The organism is Psychrobacter sp. AOP3-A1-26 (assembly GCF_052378235.1).
Lineage (GTDB): Bacteria > Pseudomonadota > Gammaproteobacteria > Pseudomonadales > Moraxellaceae > Psychrobacter.
Genome location: NZ_JBQSXN010000009.1, coordinates 1 through 23,594 on the forward strand (window position 1 = coordinate 1; position 23,594 = coordinate 23,594).

General features: G+C 43.5%; 19 protein-coding genes, 1 tRNA gene and 1 other RNA gene. 16 read left to right on the forward strand and 5 right to left on the reverse strand.

Annotation, left to right across the window (positions count from 1 at the left end):
- Window positions 1-134: 134 nt before the first annotated feature.
- The 4 genes from ACT3TU_RS02995 to ACT3TU_RS03010 all read right to left on the reverse strand — a co-directional run bounded on the left by ACT3TU_RS02995 (window position 135) and on the right by ACT3TU_RS03010 (window position 5,087).
- A complete protein-coding gene (locus ACT3TU_RS02995; RefSeq protein WP_192522577.1) occupies window positions 135-557 on the reverse strand; it encodes a hypothetical protein in 423 nt (140 codons plus the stop codon).
- A gap of 446 nt (window positions 558-1,003) precedes the next feature.
- Window positions 1,004-3,454, reverse strand: coding sequence for a YgiQ family radical SAM protein (locus ACT3TU_RS03000; RefSeq protein ID WP_192522576.1), 2,451 nt, complete (start codon window positions 3,452-3,454; stop codon window positions 1,004-1,006).
- A gap of 218 nt (window positions 3,455-3,672) precedes the next feature.
- Window positions 3,673-4,431 (reverse strand): hypothetical protein, encoded by a 759-nt coding sequence (locus ACT3TU_RS03005; protein WP_225736881.1) that lies wholly within the window; start codon window positions 4,429-4,431, stop codon window positions 3,673-3,675.
- 188 nt (window positions 4,432-4,619) lie between these two features.
- On the reverse strand, window positions 4,620-5,087 hold the full coding sequence (locus ACT3TU_RS03010; protein WP_192522575.1) for an Lrp/AsnC family transcriptional regulator: 468 nt from the start codon (window positions 5,085-5,087) through the stop codon (window positions 4,620-4,622).
- A gap of 245 nt (window positions 5,088-5,332) precedes the next feature.
- Between ACT3TU_RS03010 and ACT3TU_RS03015 the strand changes: the two genes are divergently transcribed.
- Complete coding sequence (locus ACT3TU_RS03015) at window positions 5,333-6,355, forward strand: EamA family transporter (RefSeq protein WP_225736880.1); 1,023 nt, start codon at window positions 5,333-5,335, stop codon at window positions 6,353-6,355.
- A gap of 241 nt (window positions 6,356-6,596) precedes the next feature.
- Here ACT3TU_RS03015 and smpB read toward each other — a convergent pair whose 3' ends face one another.
- Complete coding sequence (gene smpB / locus ACT3TU_RS03020; RefSeq protein ID WP_192522574.1) at window positions 6,597-7,073, reverse strand: SsrA-binding protein SmpB; 477 nt, start codon at window positions 7,071-7,073, stop codon at window positions 6,597-6,599.
- A 236-nt stretch (window positions 7,074-7,309) separates the two neighbouring features.
- Here smpB and coaD point away from each other — a divergent pair, with 236 nt between their 5' ends.
- From coaD to ACT3TU_RS03095, 15 genes are all read left to right on the forward strand, one after another.
- Window positions 7,310-7,822 carry a pantetheine-phosphate adenylyltransferase gene (gene coaD / locus ACT3TU_RS03025; protein ID WP_192522573.1) on the forward strand — a complete coding sequence of 171 codons (513 nt, stop codon included), beginning with the start codon at window positions 7,310-7,312 and terminating at the stop codon, window positions 7,820-7,822.
- A gap of 171 nt (window positions 7,823-7,993) precedes the next feature.
- Window positions 7,994-8,242, forward strand: a complete 249-nt coding sequence (locus ACT3TU_RS03030; protein WP_192522572.1) for a YfhL family 4Fe-4S dicluster ferredoxin — start codon at window positions 7,994-7,996, stop codon at window positions 8,240-8,242.
- Between the two features lie 11 nt (window positions 8,243-8,253).
- The gene (bioA, locus tag ACT3TU_RS03035; RefSeq protein ID WP_192522571.1) at window positions 8,254-9,585 is read left to right on the forward strand and encodes an adenosylmethionine--8-amino-7-oxononanoate transaminase; all 1,332 of its coding nucleotides are present in this window, start codon (window positions 8,254-8,256) and stop codon (window positions 9,583-9,585) included.
- Between the two features lie 14 nt (window positions 9,586-9,599).
- Window positions 9,600-10,331 (forward strand): dethiobiotin synthase, encoded by a 732-nt coding sequence (bioD, locus tag ACT3TU_RS03040; RefSeq protein WP_192522570.1) that lies wholly within the window; start codon window positions 9,600-9,602, stop codon window positions 10,329-10,331.
- 74 nt (window positions 10,332-10,405) lie between these two features.
- Window positions 10,406-10,762, forward strand: an RNA gene (rnpB, locus tag ACT3TU_RS03045) — RNase P RNA component class A.
- Between the two features lie 146 nt (window positions 10,763-10,908).
- Window positions 10,909-10,985: transfer RNA gene (locus tag ACT3TU_RS03050), tRNA-Met, on the forward strand.
- A gap of 248 nt (window positions 10,986-11,233) precedes the next feature.
- Entirely contained in the window at window positions 11,234-12,046 is an 813-nt protein-coding gene (locus ACT3TU_RS03055) for an ABC transporter permease (protein WP_192522569.1), read from the forward strand.
- A gap of 55 nt (window positions 12,047-12,101) precedes the next feature.
- The gene (locus tag ACT3TU_RS03060) at window positions 12,102-12,776 is read left to right on the forward strand and encodes an ABC transporter ATP-binding protein (RefSeq protein ID WP_442059816.1); all 675 of its coding nucleotides are present in this window, start codon (window positions 12,102-12,104) and stop codon (window positions 12,774-12,776) included.
- Window positions 12,745-13,860, forward strand: coding sequence for a capsule biosynthesis protein (locus tag ACT3TU_RS03065; protein ID WP_192522567.1), 1,116 nt, complete (start codon window positions 12,745-12,747; stop codon window positions 13,858-13,860). The genes ACT3TU_RS03060 and ACT3TU_RS03065 overlap by 32 nt, the downstream gene beginning before the upstream one ends.
- An 81-nt stretch (window positions 13,861-13,941) precedes the next feature.
- Complete coding sequence (locus tag ACT3TU_RS03070; RefSeq protein WP_192522566.1) at window positions 13,942-15,723, forward strand: polysaccharide biosynthesis/export family protein; 1,782 nt, start codon at window positions 13,942-13,944, stop codon at window positions 15,721-15,723.
- Window positions 15,724-15,795: 72 nt separating this feature from the next.
- Window positions 15,796-18,357, forward strand: coding sequence for a capsular polysaccharide biosynthesis protein (locus ACT3TU_RS03075; RefSeq protein WP_192522565.1), 2,562 nt, complete (start codon window positions 15,796-15,798; stop codon window positions 18,355-18,357).
- Window positions 18,358-18,523: 166 nt separating this feature from the next.
- A complete protein-coding gene (locus tag ACT3TU_RS03080) occupies window positions 18,524-19,768 on the forward strand; it encodes a capsular biosynthesis protein (protein ID WP_192522564.1) in 1,245 nt (414 codons plus the stop codon).
- A 368-nt stretch (window positions 19,769-20,136) separates the two neighbouring features.
- A complete protein-coding gene (gene lepA, locus ACT3TU_RS03085; RefSeq protein WP_192522563.1) occupies window positions 20,137-21,936 on the forward strand; it encodes a translation elongation factor 4 in 1,800 nt (599 codons plus the stop codon).
- A 102-nt stretch (window positions 21,937-22,038) separates the two neighbouring features.
- The gene (gene lepB, locus ACT3TU_RS03090) at window positions 22,039-22,941 is read left to right on the forward strand and encodes a signal peptidase I (protein ID WP_192522562.1); all 903 of its coding nucleotides are present in this window, start codon (window positions 22,039-22,041) and stop codon (window positions 22,939-22,941) included.
- A 206-nt stretch (window positions 22,942-23,147) separates the two neighbouring features.
- On the forward strand, window positions 23,148-23,540 hold the full coding sequence (locus tag ACT3TU_RS03095; protein WP_225735183.1) for a DUF4845 domain-containing protein: 393 nt from the start codon (window positions 23,148-23,150) through the stop codon (window positions 23,538-23,540).
- Window positions 23,541-23,594 lie beyond the last annotated feature (54 nt).

Here is a 23,594-nt window from a genome sequence, read left to right on the forward strand (position 1 = left end):
AGTATTTTAACTATATAGTTTGATACAAAATGGCAGGTATAAAAAAACAGCCACCAAATGATGACTGTTTATAGTAATGCTAAGCTTAATAATTATAGGTTTATCGTTATCAAGGAACGATTAAACCGAAATCATTATCTACCCACTTGGCAATTTACTTGGTATTCTTTACCGTCTGCCCATTTGATAGCAAAGATACCTTTGTCGTCTTTCATGTGCCATGCATAGACAGCTTCAGGGTTTGACTCGTTGATATAGCTTGCTGTATCGCCTTGCACTTCACCATTTAAGATGATTGGTTGCTCATTCCATTGTACTTTAGGCATGGTTGCATTTAGCATGACTTGTTTTTTATTGATTGACTGTTTTGCCATGATTTTGCTGTCGTCAGTACAAGTATAAGGTGCTGGTGCCATGCGATCGTAAGCGGCATCGGTTACGCTTTCTGATGCAGGCGTTTCTGATGCATTTGGCGTAGTAGTGGGAGCAGTAGTCGCACAAGCGCTTAATAGGGCAAGAGCAGGTAGGGCCGTTGCAATTTTAGTTAGCGTATTCATGGTTTTCTCCAAAGGTATAAAAATTATCATGTATTTGTTTTTAACTATGCGTTAAGCATATAGCGCATATGGTAACGAAAACTATTACTGGAGAATGTTAGAAATTGTTTGTCACGTGTTTGCTTAGTTACTTAAACGCTGACTAATGTAACGCTCGAATGATCAGGTTTTAAAATAGGGAAGGATAGTTAGGGAGAAGCAATATTGATACATCAGGTACTGCTGATATTAATTTTTCTTGCTTACTATGCCTACGCAGACAAAGGCTGCAAAAATTTCATACCAGCAGCACTATAGCGTTTTTAGAATATTTTAACTATAAGTGCATTAAAAATAAGCCTATGTCAAACAAAAAGCGCCTATCGACTGCTTAGCCGATAGGCGCTTTTTGTTGATATTAATAAAGACGTTTGAGCCTGCTTAACAGCAATTTAATGATTGGTTAACTACTTAGTTTTACGTGGTGGCAAACCCGTATGCTGAGTTTGGAAGTTACCTTTGCTGACTTTTTTATTGTTTCTGCTCGAGGTGTTTTTTGCAGCGCTCGGGCTATTATTGCTGCGCTTCACTGAGTCATTGCCCAAACGACTGTTCTTTTTACGTGCTGATTGATAGCTGTCTTGTGCCGCGTCGCGCCCTTCTAAGCTGGCGTTAAATGGCGGGATTAAGCAGCCACGATTTTTACCAATTAAATCACTGCGTCCCATTTCTTGTAGCGCTTTACGCAATAATACCCAGTTTTTTGGATCGTGGTAGCGCAAGAAAGCTTTGTGTAATTTACGCTGCTTACCAGACTTGACGATATCCATATCACCTTCGCTACGGCTCACCTTGTGTAGCGGGTCTTTGTGGGTGTGATACATGGTGGTCGCGGTCGCCATTGGGCTTGGATAGAACGCCTGCACTTGGTCGGCGCGATAGCCATAGTTTTTAAGCCAAAGTGCTAAGTTCATCATGTCTTCATCTTTGGTGCCCGGATGGGCGGCGATAAAGTAAGGAATCAGATACTGCTCTTTGCCCGCTTCTTGGCTGTACTGCTCAAACATGGCTTTGAACTTATCGTAATTGCCCATGCCAGGCTTCATCATTTTTGATAAGACGTTTTCTTCTGAATGCTCAGGAGCAATTTTTAGATAGCCACCGACGTGATGACTGACCAACTCTTTGACATATTCAGGGTCTTTAATTGCCAAGTCATAACGCAGTCCTGAGGCGATAAGAATCTTTTTTACGCCTTTGATATCACGCGCTTTACGGTATAGCTTGGTCAAATTACTGTGGTCGGTAATCAAGTTTTCACAGACGTCAGGATAGACGCACGAGGGCTTGCGGCAGTTTTTTTCAATGGTCTCGTCTTTACAGCTGAGACGATACATATTGGCAGTTGGCCCACCAAGGTCAGAGATGACGCCAGTGAAGTTGGGCGCGACATCACGAATCGCTTCGACTTCACGTAGGATGGAGTCTTCTGAGCGGTTTTGGATAATGCGTCCTTCGTGCTCGGTAATCGAGCAAAAAGTACAGCCGCCAAAACAGCCGCGCATGATATTGACGGAGAATTTAATCATGTCATAAGCAGGAATGTGCGCATCGCCATAGCTTGGATGCGGCAGGCGTGCATAAGGTAAGTCAAACACGTAGTCCATCTCTTCGGTCGAGAGTGGAATCGGTGGCGGGTTGAGCCAGACATCGATTGAGGTATGCGAATTACCTGCACCACTACTATGACGCTGCACCAGCGCACGGGCGTTTCCCGGATTGGTCTCGAGATGCAAGATACGGCTGGCATGCGCATATAATACTGGGTCGGATTTGACATGCTCATAATCAGGCAGACGAATGACGGTTTTCTCACGCGGTGGCATTTTGAGCTTGTGCTTACGCGCAGTCATAGGTTTGTCAAAACCGCGCATTTGCACTACTTGCGTGTCTTCATCGACTTGGTCGGCATTGATAATTTTATTGGTTACTGGTTCAGAGACGAAGCCCGGATACTGTGAAGCCATGCCTGCCATTCCTGTCATTCCCGACATGGCTTGCCCAACGGGAGAATCGCTAGGTTTGTTTTGCTCGATTGAGCATTGGTCGACGTCTTCGGTCATGACATACGGGTTGATAATCGGGTCAACACGACCGACGGTATCGACATCATTGCTGGCGACTTCGGTCATGCCCGCTTGCCAGTGACGACGGGTCGGGGTCAATAAATACGCTGTACCGCGTAAGCTACTCATTTGCTCAAAGCTATAGCCTTTTGACAAACCATGGACCACGTCGACGATGGCACGCTCGGCATTACCATACAATAAAACATCGGCACGGGCATCGATCAAAATACTGCGACGGACTTTATCCGACCAATAATCATAATGGGCGATACGGCGCAAGCTGCCTTCGATGCCGCCCAAGATAATCGGCACATCGGGATACGCTTCGCGGCAGCGTTGACTATAAACGATAGCGGCGCGGTCAGGGCGTTTGTCCGCCACGTTGCCTGGCGAGTAAGCGTCATCGCTACGAATTTTACGGTCAGCAGTATAGCGATTAATCATGCTGTCCATATTGCCTGCGGTTACGCCATAGGCATAAACGGGTTTACCAAGCTCCATAAAAGCGTCTTTACTCTTCCAGTCTGGCTGCGCAATGATGCCAACGCGAAAACCTTGTGACTCTAGCAAGCGTCCGATAATCGCCATACCAAAGCTTGGATGATCGACATAGGCATCACCTGAGATGATGATGACGTCACAGGCGTCCCAACCGAGAGCGTCCATTTCAGCACGATTCATCGGTAAATAAGGCGCAGGCTCGTAGCAGCTCGCCCAATGTTTGTCGTAGTCGTAAAGCGGTTTGGTGCCTTGTTTAAAGGCGGTACGGGCGATGGTATCGGCAGACATGAGCGGACCTGTTAATTAGAAAAAGGGCACTAAAAGTTAGCCGTTATTCATCAATAAGAACAACGGCTAATTTAAAGGCGCTCATTTTAACATGAATTTAACTCATGATGTCATAAACGATTGGCGATAAGTGATTGATAGCGTGAGTAATCTATACAGAAAAGGGCTGCTAAAAATTAGCAGCCCTTTTATTTTAAGTCCTCGTTTTTAGCAAGGATTTACTGTTCTAATAGTTGAAATGGGAAAGTGACGACATCAAAGGCTAGGGCAAAAGGTAGTAATACTAGCTTTTGAGCGGTATTTGCACCGCTACGAGATACTTGGTTTTGCTGCGACTGCGTATAAAAATTGACCATATAAGGCTTGCTTAAGGCGCGATAATTGGATTGGATTAAGCTTAAGTTACTGACTTGTGGATAGATAGCCCCTTTCACAGGAACGCTAAAGCAAAAGCGCTGGGCATTGATACGCTGGTCACTGGCCGAGGTACATTCTTTGCCTTTATTTTGTAAAAAGAACTGATAATCGGAGCGCTTAAACTCATCCTTTAACTTAGCATAAGAAAGCTTCATTTCGCCCTGAAAATAGCCATCGTTATTGGGTACGTAAAAACTCATGTCATTATCGACTTGAATATTTTTTGGCGTTAAGTTGGTCAATAAGCTGACCATTTCTGTGCCGCCTTGGGTGAGTACATAGCTGTTCTTTTCACCGACGATAACCATCGAGGCGTTGGGCGTTTTCGGTAACGCCTGTGCTGGACGACCAAAGGCGATAATCTGATCTTCTGACAAGCTGTTTTTAGTGGTTTTTGTGCTGGCATGACTGCTACTGTCTAATAACGAGCTGGTAGCACAGCCTGAGCTGGCGAGTAATGCCACCAGCGATGCGCCTGTTAATAGTATTTTTAGGCTGAGGAGTTGTGGTACTGTTTTAGTACTGTTTTTTCGATAAGTACTATTTGAGTGTTGAGTCATGGTAAGGCTTCCTTGTCTACATTGGCTATGATTAAGCTTGGTTTTATTAACTATTCATAAGCTTATAAATTTATCGAACGTCCCTTTATATCCTATTTTGACATCTTACTCAGTTGCTTTGGATAACTCTACTAATAATTTATATTAGCGGTTATTTAGAGTTTATAGCTATATTTAATTAAGCGCAGTTAATCCAGTAAAATCTTCGTCCCACTCTTGGTAAAATTCATCACAAACTGGCTTTTAAAGCTACGCACATTATTCTCGTAGGTCAGCAAGTTACGCGTGAATTCATGGTAATCTTTCATATTTTTGGCGTTGACCATCAACATAAAGTCCGCATCTCCGGATACTTCATAGCAGCTCATCACTCGCGGTTGATCGTGCATTAAGCGCTCAAAGCGATGCTGCATCGAGGTGTTAGAACGCGACATCTCTATCATCACTACCGCTGTTAGACCGTAGCCAACCTTATTAGGATCGACAATAGCGACTTGCTTGGTTATCACACCGTTATCCGTTAATGCTTGGATGCGGCGCTGAGCGGTAGCGATAGAAACGTGGACTTGCTCTGCCACAGCTTTTAGGGGCAACGTCGCATCTTCTTGGAGCAAGTTTAAAATGGATTTATCGATAGCATCTAACGTCTGACTCATGTATTGATTCTCCAAAAAATATTATTAAATCTAAAGTCTATTATAATTATTATCGGTATTTATTAAATAATAATAAAATATTGATATTTAGGTCTTATAAATGATAAAAATAATCAAAATTGACTTTATATAGATATTTTATATCATTAAGGGTTAGTAGAATAGGCTGTCTCAGTCAACCCCATCGGTGAGAATTAAAACTCATCACTGATTGTTTTAAACGCTATTATTTTACGGTGCTATTCATGTCTATCTCAATGCTTTCCAATGTATTTACCAATACGCTCGCAACCACGGTGTCGCGCTTACCGTTGCCGGCAGTTTGGACAGCAGGTAGCGCGCAGCAACGCACATTGATAATGGGCGTAGCGTTAGCAATACTCTCAAATGTCTTGTTTGGTGTGCTTTATGCTTATAGTAGCTTTTTAGCGCCGCTATCGGGCACTCAAGTATTTATTTGGCGCATGCTGGCGATGTGGGCAGCATTGGTAGGGTATTTGCTAATTAGTGGCCGTCTGGGTTTACATATTGGTAAGCTAAAAGCGCTCGGCACGGTTAAGCAGTGGGCATGGTTACTATTGCCGACTCCGATATTCTTAAGTCAGTTTTGGCTGTTTATGTGGGCACCGGTCAATGGACAAGGCGTCCAAACGGCGATGGGTTATTTTTTATTCCCACTGATGATGGTGGTCTTTGGTTGTATACTATTCGGTGAAAAGTTAAGCCGTTTGCAATGGTTGGCCGTTGGCTTTGCGGCATTGGGCGTTGGCAGTGAGATTGTGCGTACGCAAAGCGTCTCATGGGCAACGTTATGGGTCTGCGGTACTTATCCTATTTATTATATTTTGCGTCGTCTACAAGGTATCGGTGCGGTGACTGGCTTGTTAGTTGATTTAACCATTTTTGCACCGTTTGCTTTGGCGTATTTAGTCTTTGTCGCGCCCAATAGCTTAAGCTTAGTGAGTGGTTCTGGTTTCTTTATTATGATGCTGACGGGACTCGGTATACTGAGTGTGCTAGCGATGAAAACCAACGTCGATGCCAGCCAAATGCTGCCAGTCAACGTCTATGGCATGATGAGCTATTTAGAACCCGCATTGTTATTTATTTTAGCAGTGACTGTACTGGGTAACCCGTTTGAATCAGCGATGATTTATAGTTATGGCTTGATTTGGCTCGGTATTGTTTGTTTGATTGTGCATGGTGTGCGTCAATTGCGCCGCGCTCATAAAAATACGCAAACCACTAAAACAGTGCAAGCGGTTTAAGATATAGTCAGTGAGAAGTAATATCGCTACATCACTTACTGCAGGTACCGTTTTTTCTTGCTTGCTGTGCCTACGCAGACAGAGGCTGCAAAAAAAACTATACCCGCAGTATCGTAGCGTTTTTAAAGTATTTTAACTATAGAGTTCATAAAACTGCTTTACTCAAATTTATCTGCCTCATAAAAAAGGACGATTCAACATAGAAGCTGAATCGTCCTTTTTAGGTTTGCTATAAATACCTTTAATCTAAATGCTGCTTAAAGCCGCGCTGCTTATCACGCTCCCAGTCACGGTCTTTAAGGGTTTTACGTTTATCGTGCTGTTTTTTGCCCACTGCTAAAGCGATTTGGCATTTCACTAGCGAGTGTTTCCAATAGCAAGATAATGGCACGCAAGCATAGCCTTTTTGATTGACCGCGCCCATTAACTTTTCAATTTCGCGGCGATTGAGCAGTAGCTTACGCGTACGGATACTATCAGGGCTGACGTGTGTTGAGCTCGATAGTAGCGGCTGAATGTGCGCGCCAAATAGGAATGCTTCATTGTTACGGAAGATGATATACGCTTCGGTGATGGTCATTTTACCCGCGCGAATCGCTTTGACTTCCCAGCCTTGTAATGACAATCCTGCTTCAAACGTCTCTTCAATAAAGTACTCGTGACGAGCTTTTTTATTGGCACAGATTTGATTGTCAGGTTTTTTTGATTTTTTTGACATAATTTCTCCAAAAGGACTTTAAAATATATTGTCCTTGTCTAACAGTCCTCATCGCAATCTTTTAATAGGGGTTGTATCTTTTCAGTGCTAAGATGGATGAGTCGAACCGGCTATTGTAGCAAAGCAACGTGGGTAAAGGTAAGTCGGCTGTTAGGACAAATGTAGCAGATAAGTATTAAGTTTGGGTAAAATTTGCTAGCATATACCGCATTATAATCAACCATATTAGCCCTGTTATGAGCCTTTCTGCTACTTCTTCAAAATTGCATACCAAGATTTTATACCCTGGCACCTTTGACCCGATTACCAACGGTCATGTGGACTTAGTCACGCGTGCGACCAAATTGTTTGATGAGGTAGTGATTGCGGTTGCCTCAGGACACCATAAAAAGCCATTATTCGACTTTGAAGAGCGTGTGGCTTTGGTCGAAACCGTATTTGCTGACTTACCCCAAGTCTCAGTGGTAGGGTTCGAAGGTTTGCTCGTTGATTTTATGCGTGAAAAAAATGCCACGGCAGTTTTGCGTGGTTTACGAGCTATGTCCGATTTTGAATATGAGTTTCAGCTGGCCAATATGAATCGCGAGCTTGATGAAAATTTTGAAGCGGTGTTTTTGACGCCTTCGCAGAATTACTCATTTATCTCATCAACGATGATTCGAGAAATCGCCAAACTTGGCGGTGATGTGACTAAATTTGTGCCACCTTGTGTGTCTGAAGCTTTTATCCAAAAACTCAGTATTAAATAATAATACCAAACCCAAAAGTACGATTAGCCGTGTCAAATTCGTTTAGCCTACGATGCGTCGCACTTGCACTCGTTTTCCTTGCTACTCTAATTTTTGTGAATGGTATAAGTTCATTGTTACATAGTTTATCTACCCACTAATGATCAACTGCTAGCAAATAAGGAGCAGTTTATGGCGTTATTAATTACCGATGAATGCATCAATTGTGATGTGTGCGAACCTGCTTGCCCCAACGATGCGATTTATGAGGGCGAGGATATTTACGAGATTAACCCTGATTTATGTACCGAATGTGTGGGGCATTTTGACGAGCCGCAGTGCGTGGAGATTTGTCCCATCGACTGTATCCCAAAAGACCCTAACCACGTAGAGTCTGAAGGTGATTTATTGGCAAAATACAAACGCATCACCGGTAAATAGTAGGTTAATTCATGACAAATCTGTCAGCAGCAACCAGCAATCTCGATCCAGATATTCATTCCTCTTTTGATAATCAGCATCTTTGGCATCCTTATACCAGCTTGCCGCCCAGTTATCCAAGTATCGTTATTGACCACGCGGATGGCGTTTATATTGTCACTGAAGACGGCACACGTCTGATTGATGGGATGTCGTCTTGGTGGGCAAGCGTGCACGGTTATAATCATCCGCAATTGAATGCGGCGATGATTGAACAGTTGGGCAAAATGGCACACGTCATGTTTGGTGGCTTAACCCATCAGCCCGCGATTGACTTGGGCAAAAAGCTGCTATCTATCGTCCCCACCGGACTCGATGCGATATTTTATGCCGATAGCGGTAGCATTGCCGTAGAAGTGGCGCTAAAGATGGCATTGCAATATCAGATTGCTGCCAAGCAGCCAAATAAGCAGCAATTTGCCTCGACTCATTCTGGCTACTATGGCGATACCTGGCATGCGATGAGTATCTGCGATCCCGTTGCAGGCATGCACAGTCTGTATGGTAAGCAATTACCTATGCAGCACTTCGTTCCTGCACCGCCGTTAGGATTTGAGCGTGAGCTAAGCCAAAGCGAGCGTGATGAGTTAAGCGTATTTTTCGCTAAAAACAGCGACAAGCTTGCTGGCTTTATTATCGAGCCGATTATCCAAGGCGCAGGTGGTATGCGCTTTTATAGTCCTGAGTATCTGCAACTATTACGCCAATTGTGTGACGAGCATGACGTAGTGCTGATTGCTGATGAAATCGCCACTGGCTTTGGGCGTAGTGGCAAACTATTTGCGTGTGAGCATGCTGATATCAGCCCTGATATTATGACTGTTGGAAAGGCATTGACTGGCGGCTATATGACTTTTGCTGCCACCCTTTGTACGCGCACCATAGCCGATACCATTAGCCAAAGCGACTATCCAGCATTGATGCATGGGCCAACTTTTATGGGTAATCCACTGGCTTGTGCGGTCGCCTGTGCCTCGATTGATTTGATACTGTCTTACGATATCGAAGCGCGTACGGCAAATATGCAAGCGGTGATGGAGCAGCAGTTCGCACCCGCTGCGCTCTTGAAGGGTGTTGCCGAGGTACGTTGTTTGGGCGCGGTCGCCGTGATTGAGCTAGACGATGCCGTTGATATGCCGACTTTTCAAACCTTGTTGATTAATAATGGCATTTGGGTGCGACCGTTTGGTAAGTTGGTCTATATCATGCCGCCTTATATTATTATGGATGAGGAGCTAGTGACGTTATGCCAAGCGTTGTTAAAAGTGGTGCGCGCTTATTTATCCATGCAAGTCCAAGCGTAAGGTCAAGTTAAGTCATGAGTGTACTATTTATCTCCGGTATCGATACCGATATTGGCAAAACCTATGCCACTGGCATGATTGCCAAAGCACTTATGCAGCAAGGTGTTAACGTTATTAGCCAAAAGTTGGTACAGACAGGCGTCAGTATCAATGCAGATAATGGTGACATGAATATTGCCGACGATATTGTTACCCATCGTCAATTAATGAATATTCCGCTACAGCCCTGCGATATCGACGGCACAACTTGTCCTTATCGTTATGAAAAGCCAGCATCGCCGCATTTGGCAGTAAAACTTGCTAATGATACTCTTAACCCTAGTTTGATTACTAAAGCTACGCAGCGACTACAGTCAGATTATGACGTGGTATTATTGGAAGGCGCAGGCGGATTGTTAGTGCCGATCACAGAGCCGTTATTAACCTTAGATTATATTGCTGAAGTCGGCTATCCGATTATTTTGGTTACTTCTGGTCGCTTGGGCAGTATCAACCATACCTTGCTCAGTTTGGAGGCGATAACAGCGCGTGGTTTAATGGTACATAGCGTCGTTTATAATCATATTCACGATGACACTGTGCATGCTAGTGTGAATACTGATGCTGAAATTGCGAATAGCACGATTGATTTTTTGCAAAATTATCTGGCTCAGAACTATCCAAATACCCATTGGTTACAGCTACCACAGCGAGATAAAAACGAGCCTAATAATAATGAGCTGACGCTGCCGATAAGTTTTATTTGAACGTTTTTATCTAAAGAGCTAAATAATCTAAAAAAATCTCCGACATCAGGATTAATTTTGCTATACTAGCGCGCTTGGTAGACTAGGCAATCGCCGCTGCACACTGGCAACAGATGGCGCAGGGGAGGAAAGTCCGGGCTACATAGGGCAGCGTGCCAGCTAACGGCTGGGCAGGGTAACTTGACGACCAGTGCAGCAGAGAGTAGACCGCCTCGTTCTGCGAGGTAAGGGTGAAAGGGTGCGGTAAGAGCGCACCGCGTGGCTGGCAACAGTTCACGGCATGGTAAACTCCACGCGTAGCAAGACCAAATAGGCATCGGCATGGCGCGGCCCGCGTTCGATGCGGGTAGGTTGCTTGAGCGTACGAGCGATTGTACGCCTAGAGGAATGATTGTCCACGACAGAACCCGGCTTATCGGTTTACCAACTTTTTTTATTGTTCATTTTTATCAGTAGTAATAGTAATAGTAATAGTAATAATTGCCATTAATTTGAATAAAATTCAGTTTTTTTGCAAAAATTGCTAATTAGGGGTTGACGACAACCGCCTCTATCGGTATTATACCGAGCCTTAAATGGCGATGTAGCTCAGCTGGTTAGAGCGCATGACTCATAATCGTGAGGTCAAGAGTTCAAGTCTCTTCATCGCCACCATTTATATGCAGTTGCTCAAATTTAAAAAGGCCAATCATTCTGTGATTGGTTTTTTTTTGCTTAAAATAAATGGATGTAATGCCCGTCTGATAGTCGGTTGAGTAGAGTGTTTAATCATAGCGCGCCTTAATTACTTACCGATTTCTTACTAAATCATAGGCTTATCTGTTTAGACACAGATTAATTCTTGTAACTTATGTCCCTGTTACTTATCATAGGGGCTGTTTTCGGTAAAGTCCTGTAACGCCATGTCTGTACAATTACCTCCTTATCGTCCTATTAAGCATCGTAGTGGCCTGAAAGTCATGGGTGCAGCATTTCATGCGCTACTGATGCGTGAGCTGCAAACGCGCTTCGGTGGTTATCGATTAGGTTATCTATGGGCGCCATTAGAAGTTCTTTTTCAAGTACTTATTTTCTTAGTAATATTTGGTACTATTCGGGAGCGTTTGGTTCCAGGAATGGATTATTCCTTATTTTTAGTAGCTGGGATGGTTCCATTTCGCATGTTTCAGAAGATAGCGACGAGAGCATTAGGGGCTGTTGAGGCTAATAAAGGCTTGTTGATGTATCGTTCAATCAAGCACATCGATGTGATTATTGCGCGTTCATTTTTAGAGCTGGTCATTTATTTCTTTACGTCGATACTGTTGCTGCTTGGCTTGGCCTTTTTCAATATTTATGCCAGTTTAGAAAATTTGCATATTGTGTTGTTTTGCTGGATAACGCTTTTTATATTTAGCTTTGGTGTTGCTCTAATTATGATGGTAGTTGGTCATTATGGCGGTGAGATTAGTAAAGTGATCACTATATTCTTTACGATATTATATTTTGCTTCTGGGATAATTTTTCCGATACATATAGTACCAGAGCCTTATTTTAGCTATTTACTATATAATCCACTTATTCATAACATCGAGTTGATGCGGCATGCATTTGCGCCTAATTATCCAGCCTATCATATTGATATAGGATACTTTTTAAAATGGATGTTTGCGGTGAATTTTTTAGGATTATTGCTTTATAAATATGCTGAGCGAGATATGCTCCGTTCGAAATAAATAGATAATTATATAGATAGTTATCATGTAAGAAATGCGAGTAGCAATAGGTAAAATGATGATTGAAATTAGAAACGTCTCTAAATCATTTATGACCAAGCAAGGTCGGCATTATCTATTTAAAGATTTAAATCTGACCATTGGTGATAAACAAAGTGTCGGCTTACTTGGTCGTAATGGCGCTGGTAAGTCGACCTTGCTACGTATTATCTGTGGACTGGATGAGCCAGACCATGGTGAGATTATTACTGATTCTACGATCTCTTGGCCAGTCGGTGTGGCCGGTGGTTTTCAGGGCAGTTTAACAGGCCGTCAAAACGTGCGTTTTGTGTGTCGTCTATATTCAAGCGGCCCTTACATTGAGGAAAAAATCCGTTTTGTAGAAGAATTCGCTGATATTGGCAATTATTTTGACATGCCGGTGAAAAGCTACTCATCAGGTATGAAAGCGCGCTTAACCTTTGGCCTGAGCTTAGCTTTTGATTTTGATTATTATATGCTTGATGAAGCCGGCGCCGTTGGTGATGCCGCGTTTCGTAAACGTAGTGAAGAGATTTTAGCCGCCCGCCGTGCACAAGCGGGGTTTTTAATAGTGTCGCATAACATTGGTGATATCAAACGTAACTGCGATATTGGTATTGTATTAATGGATCAAACAGCACATGTGTTTGACGATACAACAGAAGCGATTGAGGTTTATGAAAAGCATATCCACAAAGCAAAAAAGTAAAGTAGTCAGCTTCTCGCTATTTATCGGCTTAGTAGTCCTTCCTTGGGTGCTGGTGATTTTCTACGTCATGACCTTTGCTCACCCGCGCTTTATCTCAACTGCTAATGTGGTGGTCAAGCAAGTAAGCGAGTCAAGCGTACCAGCTGGTGGTGGTTTATCGGCCCTATTGGGAGTGAACAGTACCAGTAAGGAAGATGCGACTTATCTAACCGAGTATATTTTATCTAATGATATGGTGAAGCGTCTTGATAATAAATTCAAGTTCCGCGAAGCTTACCATGTCGATGGCTCAGATCCGCTCAATGAGATTGATCCCGATGCCACGCAAGAGGAGTTACTTGAGTACTTCAAAAAGCGTGTTCATATCAATCTAGATGAACAAAGTTATGTACTCTCAGTATCGACGGAAGCTTTTGATTCAAAGTATGCTTTTGAGCTTAATAAAACTATCTTGAGTGAGTCTGAGCAATTCGTAAACCGTATTTCACAAGAAGTGGCCCGCGATCAGTTGGTGTTTGCAGAGACTCAATTAGATGAATCACAAGATCGTTTAAATGATGCTAAAGAGAAGTTATTAACGTATCAGAATACAAACGAGATTTACGATCCACAAGCCAATGCCCAAATTGTTAATCAGCTGATTGGCAGCTTGCAAGGGCAGTTAAGCTCACTACGTACTGAAGAACGGCAACTGCTTAGCTATCTGAATCCCGATGCGCCGCAAGTGGTTTCCGTAAGAAGTCAGATTAAAGCGATCGAGGAGCAAATCACTCAAGAGCAAACCAAGCTGACGTCACCAAGTACCACCAAGTTGAACCGTCAAGCGGTACAGTTTGAGACCATTAAAGCCGATGTTGACTTCGCGACTGAGCTGTATAAATTGTCGTTATCTTCGCTTGAAAAGGCGCGTCTAGAAGCTTTTAAAAAGATGAAGAATTTGATTGTGATCTCAACCCCTTATGAAGCTGAAGAAGCATTATATCCGCGCCGAGCTTATATTATTTGGACATCGTTGGCTTTGCTTTTGATGCTTTATGGATTTGTGCGCCTAGTGATGGCGGTTGTCCGTGATCATCGTAGCTAGTCGTTGTCCGTGATCATCGCAGCCATTTGTCACAAACCAGATATTAGTAATGATCGATAGATCAGCAAAGGAATACCACTCATGAATATGAAACCACGTCCTATCGTGACAGTGATACAAGCGATAAGTTTGGCAATGGCAGCAACCAGTGTTCCAGCGCTAGCAGCAGGCAGTTATGCCGATCAAATGGCAGGTTCGAGCTTTGGTACGTCTGCCAACAGCAGGGGTCAAGATCAAAATCGCAACAATATTAATGTCTCAACGCAAGCCTTTGCTGGTGGTGTACAAGGGCAGGGCACTACTCAAGAAGCGGTAGATGCGGCAAGCTTACCTAGCCAGTCTGTTATTAACACCACACGACCTTATCAAGACATCGATACTCAAGACTTGATGTTCGGTGAGCAGCTATTTCGCGGCGCATTTTCCACGACTTCTGGCTCCACTTTTAACGACAGCTATTCGATTAACCCTGGTGATAATGTACAAGTACGGATGTGGGGAGCTTATCAATATGCCGCCACTATGACGGTTGATCCACAAGGCAATATCTTTTTGCCTAATATCGGTCCGGTTCGCGTTTCTGGCGTCCAAAATGGCAATCTGCAGAATGTAGTCAAGAGCGCGGTCAATCGTATTTATCGCTCGAACGTTGGCGTCTATGCATCCTTAGAGCAAGCGCAACCGGTTAAAGTATTCGTCACTGGATTTGTCAAGCAGCCTGGTTATTATGGTGGACTGGCAGCAGACTCCGTATTGTCTTATTTGGATAGAGCGGGCGGTGTTGATCCAACACGCGGTAGCTACATTGATATTCAGATAAAACGCAATGGTCAGATGTTACAGCAGGTCAATCTATATGATTTTTTATTAGCGGGTAAACTGCAGTCTTTCGCCTTCCGTGATGGCGATGTCATCACCGTTGCTCCGCAGAAAAAGACGTTTGTCGTTGGTGGTGAGGTCCAGAACGAATATACCTTTGAATTTGATGTTAATGACTTAACTATCGGTGATGTTTTACAAGTGGCCAGCCCAGAGGCGAACGCTACCAACGTTAGCATTACCCGCAGTGCAGGACGTGCGCAAACCGCCGAGTACTATTCACTGGCGGAAGCGCAAAGCGTTCCTGTTTATAATGGTGATGAGATGGTAGTCACCTCCGATCGCTATGCTGGTACAATCGCGGTGCAAGTTAAAGGCGCGCATACCGGTAATGGCGCGATGATAGTGAAGGACGGTGCGCGTCTCAAAGACATCGTTCCACAGTTGCAGCCGAGTCCATTAGCGAAGCTCTCGCATCTGACCATTTATCGTGAGTCCGTTGCTGAGCAACAAAAACGCATGATTAATGAGTCACTTGATCGTTTAGAAGAGTTGACGCTTGCCACGCAATCGACCACTCGTGAAGAGGCGGCACTACGTCAAGATGATGCCACTTTGGTTAAGCAATTTGTCGCCAAAGCACGTAACGTGAAGACAACGGGTCAAATCGTCGTCGTGCCGAATTCGTGGCAGGATATTATTTTGCAGCAAGGCGATATCATTGAGATACCTGCGCAAACCTCAGTCATTACGGTGAATGGTCAAGTACGAGCACAAGGTGCACTTACCTTTAACCCAGACTATACCGTTGGTGATTATGTTGCCAATTCAGGCGGTTTCTCTGATAATGCTGACGTTAAAGAAATCTTAGTCATTCATCAAAATGGAGCCAGTGAAGTGGTCAATACCGCCTACCGTATCCAGCAAGGTGATGAGATTATGGTATTACCAAAAGTCAAAACCAAGCGCGTAGAAATCACCCGTGGCTTGTCGCAGATTGTCTATCAATTGGCAATCGCAGCTAAAGTTGTCCTCGATTTATAACTGTTATTTAATAGCGACATAAAACATCATCTGTATAGATTGATGCAAAAGTAATGGATAAAGGGGGCAAAGATGGCAAAAAGTGTTCAAGGTGACGGTAAAATACCAGTAGTATCGCCCTATGATAATGCACTATTTTTGCCATCAGTCCCGCGTACCTCACCAAAACAACTGGCGGTCATTGGTAAAGGGATGCGTCGTAACAATGTGCTGCTATCTCAGGTTTTGCAAGCAGATATTCAGCGCTGGTATCCCTGGTCAGGATTACAACGTCGTCTCATTAATCATAAAAACCTGTTGTTACCATTATCTAAATTACCGCTATCTGACTTTGTTCAACAGCAATTTTCTTGTTTATCAAAACAGCAACCCGATGCTTTTATCGGTTGGGGGCATAAAAAAAGTTATCAAAGAGCCAGTAAGTTTGCTACGCGGCAAAATCTGGCCACATTGAGTGTTGAAGATGGTTTTCTACGTTCATTAGATTCAGGTATTGGTAGCCGTCATGGTGTAAGCGTCGTCGTCGATGATATCGGCATCTACTTTGATTTGGCACAAAGCTCACGCCTTGAGCAACTGATTATTGAGCGCACTAAAAGCATCGCCAAACCTGAAGAGCGTTCTCTAAACAAAAAACATGCTCAACGACTGATGGCGCGTATTTGTGATGAAAAGCTTAGTAAATATAACGCAGTAATGGATTGCCCGTCGTTAGATAAATTGGTTAATCAGGGCAATGTTAATACCGAAAAAAAACCGCTAAAATCACACATTTTATTGATTGATCAGGTCGCAGGTGATGCCTCTATTACAGGCGCTGGTGCTGAAAAACGTCAGTTTAAGCGGATGTTAAAAGCCGCTTGCCGCAATCATCCTAATGCTCATATTTGGATAAAAGCACATCCTGCATCAAAATCAGGATATCTGACCAGTCTAAAACTACCCAAGAACGTCCGTCTCTTAACCCAAGCACTCAACCCCATCGTGTTGCTAGCGCAAGTCGAGCATGTTTATACGGTTAGCTCGCATATGGGCTTTGAAGCCTTGATGCTCGGTAAAAAAGTACATTGTTTCGGGGTCAATTGGTATAGTGGCTGGGGGCTTACTGACGACAGCGGGGCGCCACAACGCTTACTAAAAACGGTTGAGAAACGCCGTCAAGCATCTGCTAATACATTTTTACAGGCCAGAGAAACAACAAACCAAGCGTTATTTCCTAGCGTTTTGGATAGTAAGGTTAAGACTACGTTAGAGGCGTTGTTTTATAGTGCTTATCTGGATTATAGCTGCTATGTGGATCCAGCCACCAAGCAGGCTTGTGATATTGACACGGCGATTGAGTGGTTGGTTACTAATCGATACTGGCAAGCGCGCCTTGAGCATCATTTAACGGTATACGAGTTTAGCCGCTGGAAACTGCCATTCGTTAAAGCCTTTGTAGACTTTCCACGTACGACATTATTTATCAAACCTAAGCCACGGCTAAAAAACTTGCTACACCCCGATCATTTTCGGGCCAATTATCAGCAGCCCTTATTAGTCTGGGGTTTGACCAAGCGTCAGCAAGTACAACAGAAATTACAGAATAAACGTGGTGAGCAACGCTCAGATATCCCAGCTATCTACTGTATGGAAGACGGCTTTATTCGCTCAAATGGTTTGGGTGCGACGTTATTAGCGCCATTGTCGGTGGTGATCGACAAGCAAGGTATTTATTATGATGCCACCCAGCCCTCAGGTTTAGAAACGCTACTGCGTCAGTGTGAGTCATTGACGCCATCTCAAAGCGCACGAGTGCAGATACTGCAAGATAAACTGCTTACTCAGCGGGTCAGTAAATACAATGTCGGGGCCAATGTCGACAGCAAACATACCTCTTGGATGCAAGAAGCAAAGGCATCTGGCAAACACCGTATTCTAATTATTGGTCAAGTAGAAGATGATTTATCGGTGCAGTACTGTGGTTCGACGATTAAGACCAATAGTGGCTTGATTGAGCGTGTATGCCAAGATAATCCTGATGCTTATCTAATTTATAAACCGCACCCTGATGTTGAAGCAGGATTAAGGGCGGGTAAAGTCGCAGCCGCAGGATTACGTCAGGTACAAGCGGTCGCTTATGATACCGCGATGCCTGATTGTTTAGAATGCGTCGATGCAGTACATACGATCAGTTCATTGACAGGCTTTGAAGCATTGCTCCGTGGTCTAAAAGTGACGTGTTATGGTTTGCCGTTTTATGCAGGTTGGGGCTTAACAACGGATATTGATAAGCAGTTATCACCAAAATCTGATTATCTAAAGAGACGTAAGCGAGAAACAACATTGACGCTTGAGCAATTACTGCATTGCGCGCTTATCCGCTATCCGTTATATCGTTTGCCTACTGGTTATGGACTGGCACAAGTAGAGCAAGTCATTGATTATTTATATCCGCCTGAAAACTCATTCTCTCTCAGAAATACTAAAAATGGCGAGGCTTCATCTGAAATATCTAGCAATACCAATAACTTAATTAAGCCTTCAGTATCAGCCTTATCAAATTTACCCACGCAGTTTAAACGCCAAGTGACTACTCGTTTTATGCAACAGCGTCATCGGTGGCAGCAGCGTCTACGCAAACGATCTCGTTGATTTTACCTAAATTTCCCCGTAACTTATTCTAGAGCCATAGCGAAAATCCATTGCGACAAGCAGGGGGTTTTTCGGTATAATTACTGGTAATATCCGTATATTCACGCGGTTTAATAACCTCGCGTATCTCTAGCTCATATCTTTCAATTAATGGTAATTTAATACTATGGCAGCTTCGATGTCTCACCTGCTCACTCATCGACACGTCTTGCTATTACAAGGAAAGATGGGCGGATTCTTTAACCGTTTTTCGACATTTTTACAAACTCAGGATATTAAAGTTAGTAAGATTAACTTTAATGCGGGCGATGCGTTTTTTTATCACCAAGATAATACCTATGCCTATACGGGCACGTTGGCACAGTTCACTGCTTGGTTGCAGGTTTTTATCAAAGAACAAGGTATCGATGCTATTGTTTGCTTCGGTGATTGTCGTCCGCACCACACCCAAGCTGCGTGTGTCAGCGAGGCGTTAGAGACGTCTTTCTTTGTCTTTGAAGAAGGCTACTTACGCCCTGACTATATTACCTTACAGCAATATGGCATTAATGGTTATTCACGCTTAAATACAGCGGATATCAAAGCACTTAAAAAAGCCAACGATAAACCCTTATATACACACAATAGATTCTATCGTTTGAGTATCGCTGCTATTGTTTATTATATTATCGCTTGGCTTTATAAAAGTCGCTATCCACACTATTCTCATTACCGAGGTATGACCGCGTGGCAAGAGGCAATCGCTTGGCTAAAAGCGCCATGGCGCAAGCTGCGTGGTTATTTACCCGATATGCGGTTGCAACACCGGCTGACCAAACAAGAGAGCGACAATTACTTTTTGATTAGCCTACAAGTGCACAATGACTCACAGATTACGCATCATAGTGATTACCGTGACGTGGTGCAGTTTATTGATGAGTCTATCGCCAGCTTTGCCAGTTATGCCGAGCAAAAGCAGTTGCTAGTATTTAAGCATCATCCGCTAGATCGTGGTCATCGAGACTATCGTGAGCTGGTATCTAGTTTGGCGGCGCGCTATCAAGTGTCGGAGCGTGTTTTTTATGGTTGTGACATGCACCTGCCAACCCTAATGAAGCATAGTATTGGGATGGTAACGATAAATAGCACGACAGGGCTGCAGTCGGTCTATCATAAAAAACCAACCAAGGTCATGGGTCGCGCGATTTACGATACGCCGAAGCTGACCGATCAAAAGTCGCTCAACGATTTTTGGCAACAGCCTAAAGCCCCAGACAATGAATTTTATCTGCGCTTTCGTGAGTATTTGATAGAACAAACCCAGTTAAATGGTTCTTTTTATGGTCGGTCGCCGTGGATATATAAATATCTGAATCAAGTAGAAGACCAGCGTATAGAGGTTGAGCTTTCTGAAACCAATACACCTCAGTAATATATCTGTCATTAGTTTTGAGTATGACTAGAGTGTTACTATCGGTATTTTTAAAATGAGGACGAGCCCTAGAACTTTCATAATGGGCTCGTTTTTTTATCTATACGGTTTATCCGCTGGTAATTTCGCCTATAAATCATTTCTCTATTACTAAAATCGCCTTACTTTATAGTGGAAAACTGCTAGAATACTCCTTCATGCCTGCGCGCAAGAGTTTGTATCCTAAGCGATTGACTCGAGACGATACTGTTAATCAATAATCTGATTTTAACCGTCTTCTTTTCAACGCTGGTCACTGATTTTATTGCGTGTGCCTGACAGTATTCTTTTTATTATTATTCTATCACCTTTAATTTAGTAGGCGCTTTGTGACTGCATTAGCCAATATTCGTAACTTTTCAATCATTGCCCACATTGATCATGGCAAGTCGACGCTTGCGGATCGTTTTATTCAGATGTGCGGTGCCTTGCAAGATCGCGAGATGCAGGCGCAAGTACTCGACTCCATGGATATCGAGCGTGAGCGCGGTATCACGATTAAAGCACAATCGGTCACCTTGTTTTATGACCATCCAAATGGTGAGCGTTATCAGCTTAACTTTATTGATACGCCTGGTCACGTCGATTTCTCTTATGAAGTTTCACGTTCGCTCGCTGCTTGCGAAGGTGCGCTTTTGGTCGTTGATGCAGCACAAGGGGTTGAGGCGCAGTCAGTGGCCAACTGCTATACCGCCGTTGACCTAGGCTTAGAAGTGATGGCGGTACTGAATAAGATTGATTTGCCGCAAGTTGAGCCTGAGCGTGTGATTCAAGAGATTGAAGACATTATCGGTATTGAAGCGATTGACGCGCCGCGTGTCTCAGCAAAATCAGGGCTGGGCGTCGATAAGCTGTTAGAGGCCTTGGTTGAAGTTATCCCAGCGCCAACAGGTGATCGTGATGCGCCGCTCCAAGCGCTCATCATTGACTCGTGGTTTGACAGTTATTTAGGGGTGGTTTCCTTAGTGCGCGTCCGTGAAGGGACGGTCAAAAAAGGCGATAAGATTTATATCAAATCGACCAAAGAGTCTCATCCAGTCACTTCTATTGGCGTGTTCACACCTAAGCCGTTAGATACAGGTATTCTAGAGGCGGGTGAGGTTGGCTTTATTATTGCCGGTATTAAAGATATTGCTGGCGCGCCAGTTGGTGATACGATTACGCTTGCCAAAACACCTGATGTTGATCGTATTCCTGGTTTTAAGCAAATTACCCCGCAGGTTTATTCGGGTATGTTCCCCGTTGACGCCAATGATTTTGAAAAATTCCGTGAAGCGCTGCAAAAGTTACAGATTAACGATGCTTCGTTATTCTTTGAGCCCGATACCTCTGATGCGCTAGGATTTGGTTTCCGTTGTGGGTTCTTAGGAATGCTGCACATGGAGATTATCCAAGAGCGTTTAGAGCGCGAATATGATTTGGATTTAATCACCACGGCGCCCTCGGTCATCTATGAGATTGAAAAGAAAGATGGCGAAGTGATTTATGTGGATAACCCATCAAGATTGCCTGAGCCTAACAATATCGAAGAATTCCGCGAGCCGATTGCTCGCTGCCAGATTTTGGTGCCACAAGACTACTTGGGTAACGTGATGACGCTATGTATCGAGCGTCGCGGTGTACAGGTTGATATGCGCTTTATGGGCAAGCAAGTGCAGCTGATATTTGATATTCCGATGGGTGAGGTGGTCATGGATTTCTTTGACCGTCTAAAGTCGGTGTCTCGCGGATTTGCCTCACTGGATTATAACTTTGAGCGTTATCAAGCTGATAAATTGGTCAAGGTAGACGTGCTGATTAATGGTGACAAAGTTGATGCGTTAGCGATGATCGTGCACCAAGACCAAGCGCGTTATCGTGGTAATCAGCTAGTGATCAAGATGAAAGAATTGATTCCGCGTCAGATGTTTGACGTGGCGATTCAGGCGGCAATTGGCAGTCAAATTATTGGCCGCAGCACAGTGAAAGCCATGCGTAAAGATGTACTGGCCAAATGTTATGGTGGTGACGTCTCACGTAAGAAAAAACTATTGTCTAAGCAAAAAGCGGGCAAGAAACGTATGAAGCAAGTGGGTAACGTAGAAATCCCTCAAGAGGCGTTCTTAGCCGTGTTACAAGTTGATAGCTAATAGCACAATCTCTCTTATTTGATTTTGCATATAATACGTCAAATGTAGTTGGTCTTATCATTCAAGTAATGAGATGAGCCGCTCGTTAATAGGCAATTTGGTATGGATTTTGATTTCAATTTAATTTTAGTGCCGTTGACCATAGGTTTGGGTATTGTTTGGTTATTAGATAAGTTAACGCTCAAACAGCGTCAAACCCGTGGGCGCGGTAAAGAAAGCTTGTTGGTACGCTGGGCTTACGATTTTTTTCCTGTATTGGCAGTGGTATTGATAGTGCGCTCGTTTTTGATTGAGCCTTTTAATATTCCCTCATCCTCTATGGTGCCGACTTTATATACAGGCGATTTTATCGCAGTGAATAAATACGCCTACGGAGTGCGACTACCGCTGACTTACAATAAAGTGTTGGATACGGGTGAGCCTGACCACGGTGATGTAGCCGTGTTCCGTTACCCTGAAAATCCTAGCATTTATTATATCAAGCGCGTTATCGGTTTGCCTGGTGATACTGTTAGCTATGACCAAGGGGTACTTGCAGTCAATGATGTTGCCGTTGACACTAAAGCTATCGATTTTGCGGCAAATGCTGAGTTGACTTCGCAGCTGTATCTACCGGGGCAAGTTGGTCCAGGACAAGTATTAACAGAAGAAAGTGCCGCGGCGATGGGTGAGCAAGAGGAAGGTGAGGCGCAGTATTTTCAAGAAACTCAAGGTGAGAATAAACACCTTGTTCGCTACTTAAATGGCATGAACAGCTCGCAATACGCGCCATTTTTGCAGCAGCAATCACCAGAAGTGGTTAGCTCAGAAGGTACTGAATGGCGTATCGATGTGCCAGAAGGTCAGTATTTTGTGATGGGTGATAACCGTGATCGTAGTGCTGATGGCAGGTTTTGGGGTTTTGTACCTGATGAAAACCTAGCGGGTAAGGCGGTTTATATCTGGATGCATAAGCCACCAGGGCTTAATTTACCGAGCTTCAAGCGCAATGGTAGTATTGATTAATGGCATAAGTGATTAATGTTATAAGTGATTGAGATTGTAAAAGATAAATTTATGAGTGCTCTATTGGTTGGTTTATCGATAATAGTTTTGTGCTAGTATTATTGCTATCTAATAAATGACTACCCAGCAGCTAGATATTTATTAAAACAGCTATCTGTTAAAAAATATCTAGCAAAATAGCAATTTACCCGTAGAGGAACATCATAATGCAGCACCTATCTGGATTGTCTACGCAGCGCGGTGCTAGTGTGACGAGCATTGTGTTAATCATTATCGCTTTGGGCATTGCTGCCAAACTGGTGGTCGCGATTGTACCCGCTCAGATTGGTGATTATCAATTGACTAAAACGTTAAGCGCACAGCTTCAAGAATCGAACAATAATAAAGAGACTGCAAAGCAATTCGTTGAGCGTGTCAACAGACAGCTATCTATTAATGCTGATTATGATACTCAGGCAGAGGACGTATTTACATTTACTGATAAAAAAACAGGACAGCTGGCTATTTATAAAGAATACGCAGTGACCAAGAATTTTTTTAATAATGTTGATATCATTAATCGCTTCGAAGGGGCGATTGATATGGACACGATAGATTAGCTTAAGAGTCTATTAAAGCACTCATAAAACAGCTTTAAAATTTGAATTTTTCTA

Coding starts and splice junctions, on each gene's coding strand:
- ACT3TU_RS02995 (WP_192522577.1), bottom strand. CDS start 557: ATGAATACGCTAACTAAAATTGCAACGGCCCTACCTGCTCTTGCCCTA.
- ACT3TU_RS03000 (WP_192522576.1), bottom strand. CDS start 3,454: ATGTCTGCCGATACCATCGCCCGTACCGCCTTTAAACAAGGCACCAAA.
- ACT3TU_RS03005 (WP_225736881.1), bottom strand. CDS start 4,431: ATGACTCAACACTCAAATAGTACTTATCGAAAAAACAGTACTAAAACA.
- ACT3TU_RS03010 (WP_192522575.1), bottom strand. CDS start 5,087: ATGAGTCAGACGTTAGATGCTATCGATAAATCCATTTTAAACTTGCTC.
- ACT3TU_RS03015 (WP_225736880.1), top strand. CDS start 5,333: ATGTCTATCTCAATGCTTTCCAATGTATTTACCAATACGCTCGCAACC.
- smpB (WP_192522574.1), bottom strand. CDS start 7,073: ATGTCAAAAAAATCAAAAAAACCTGACAATCAAATCTGTGCCAATAAA.
- coaD (WP_192522573.1), top strand. CDS start 7,310: ATGAGCCTTTCTGCTACTTCTTCAAAATTGCATACCAAGATTTTATAC.
- ACT3TU_RS03030 (WP_192522572.1), top strand. CDS start 7,994: ATGGCGTTATTAATTACCGATGAATGCATCAATTGTGATGTGTGCGAA.
- bioA (WP_192522571.1), top strand. CDS start 8,254: ATGACAAATCTGTCAGCAGCAACCAGCAATCTCGATCCAGATATTCAT.
- bioD (WP_192522570.1), top strand. CDS start 9,600: ATGAGTGTACTATTTATCTCCGGTATCGATACCGATATTGGCAAAACC.
- ACT3TU_RS03055 (WP_192522569.1), top strand. CDS start 11,234: ATGTCTGTACAATTACCTCCTTATCGTCCTATTAAGCATCGTAGTGGC.
- ACT3TU_RS03060 (WP_442059816.1), top strand. CDS start 12,102: ATGATGATTGAAATTAGAAACGTCTCTAAATCATTTATGACCAAGCAA.
- ACT3TU_RS03065 (WP_192522567.1), top strand. CDS start 12,745: ATGAAAAGCATATCCACAAAGCAAAAAAGTAAAGTAGTCAGCTTCTCG.
- ACT3TU_RS03070 (WP_192522566.1), top strand. CDS start 13,942: ATGAATATGAAACCACGTCCTATCGTGACAGTGATACAAGCGATAAGT.
- ACT3TU_RS03075 (WP_192522565.1), top strand. CDS start 15,796: ATGGCAAAAAGTGTTCAAGGTGACGGTAAAATACCAGTAGTATCGCCC.
- ACT3TU_RS03080 (WP_192522564.1), top strand. CDS start 18,524: ATGGCAGCTTCGATGTCTCACCTGCTCACTCATCGACACGTCTTGCTA.
- lepB (WP_192522562.1), top strand. CDS start 22,039: ATGGATTTTGATTTCAATTTAATTTTAGTGCCGTTGACCATAGGTTTG.
- ACT3TU_RS03095 (WP_225735183.1), top strand. CDS start 23,148: ATGCAGCACCTATCTGGATTGTCTACGCAGCGCGGTGCTAGTGTGACG.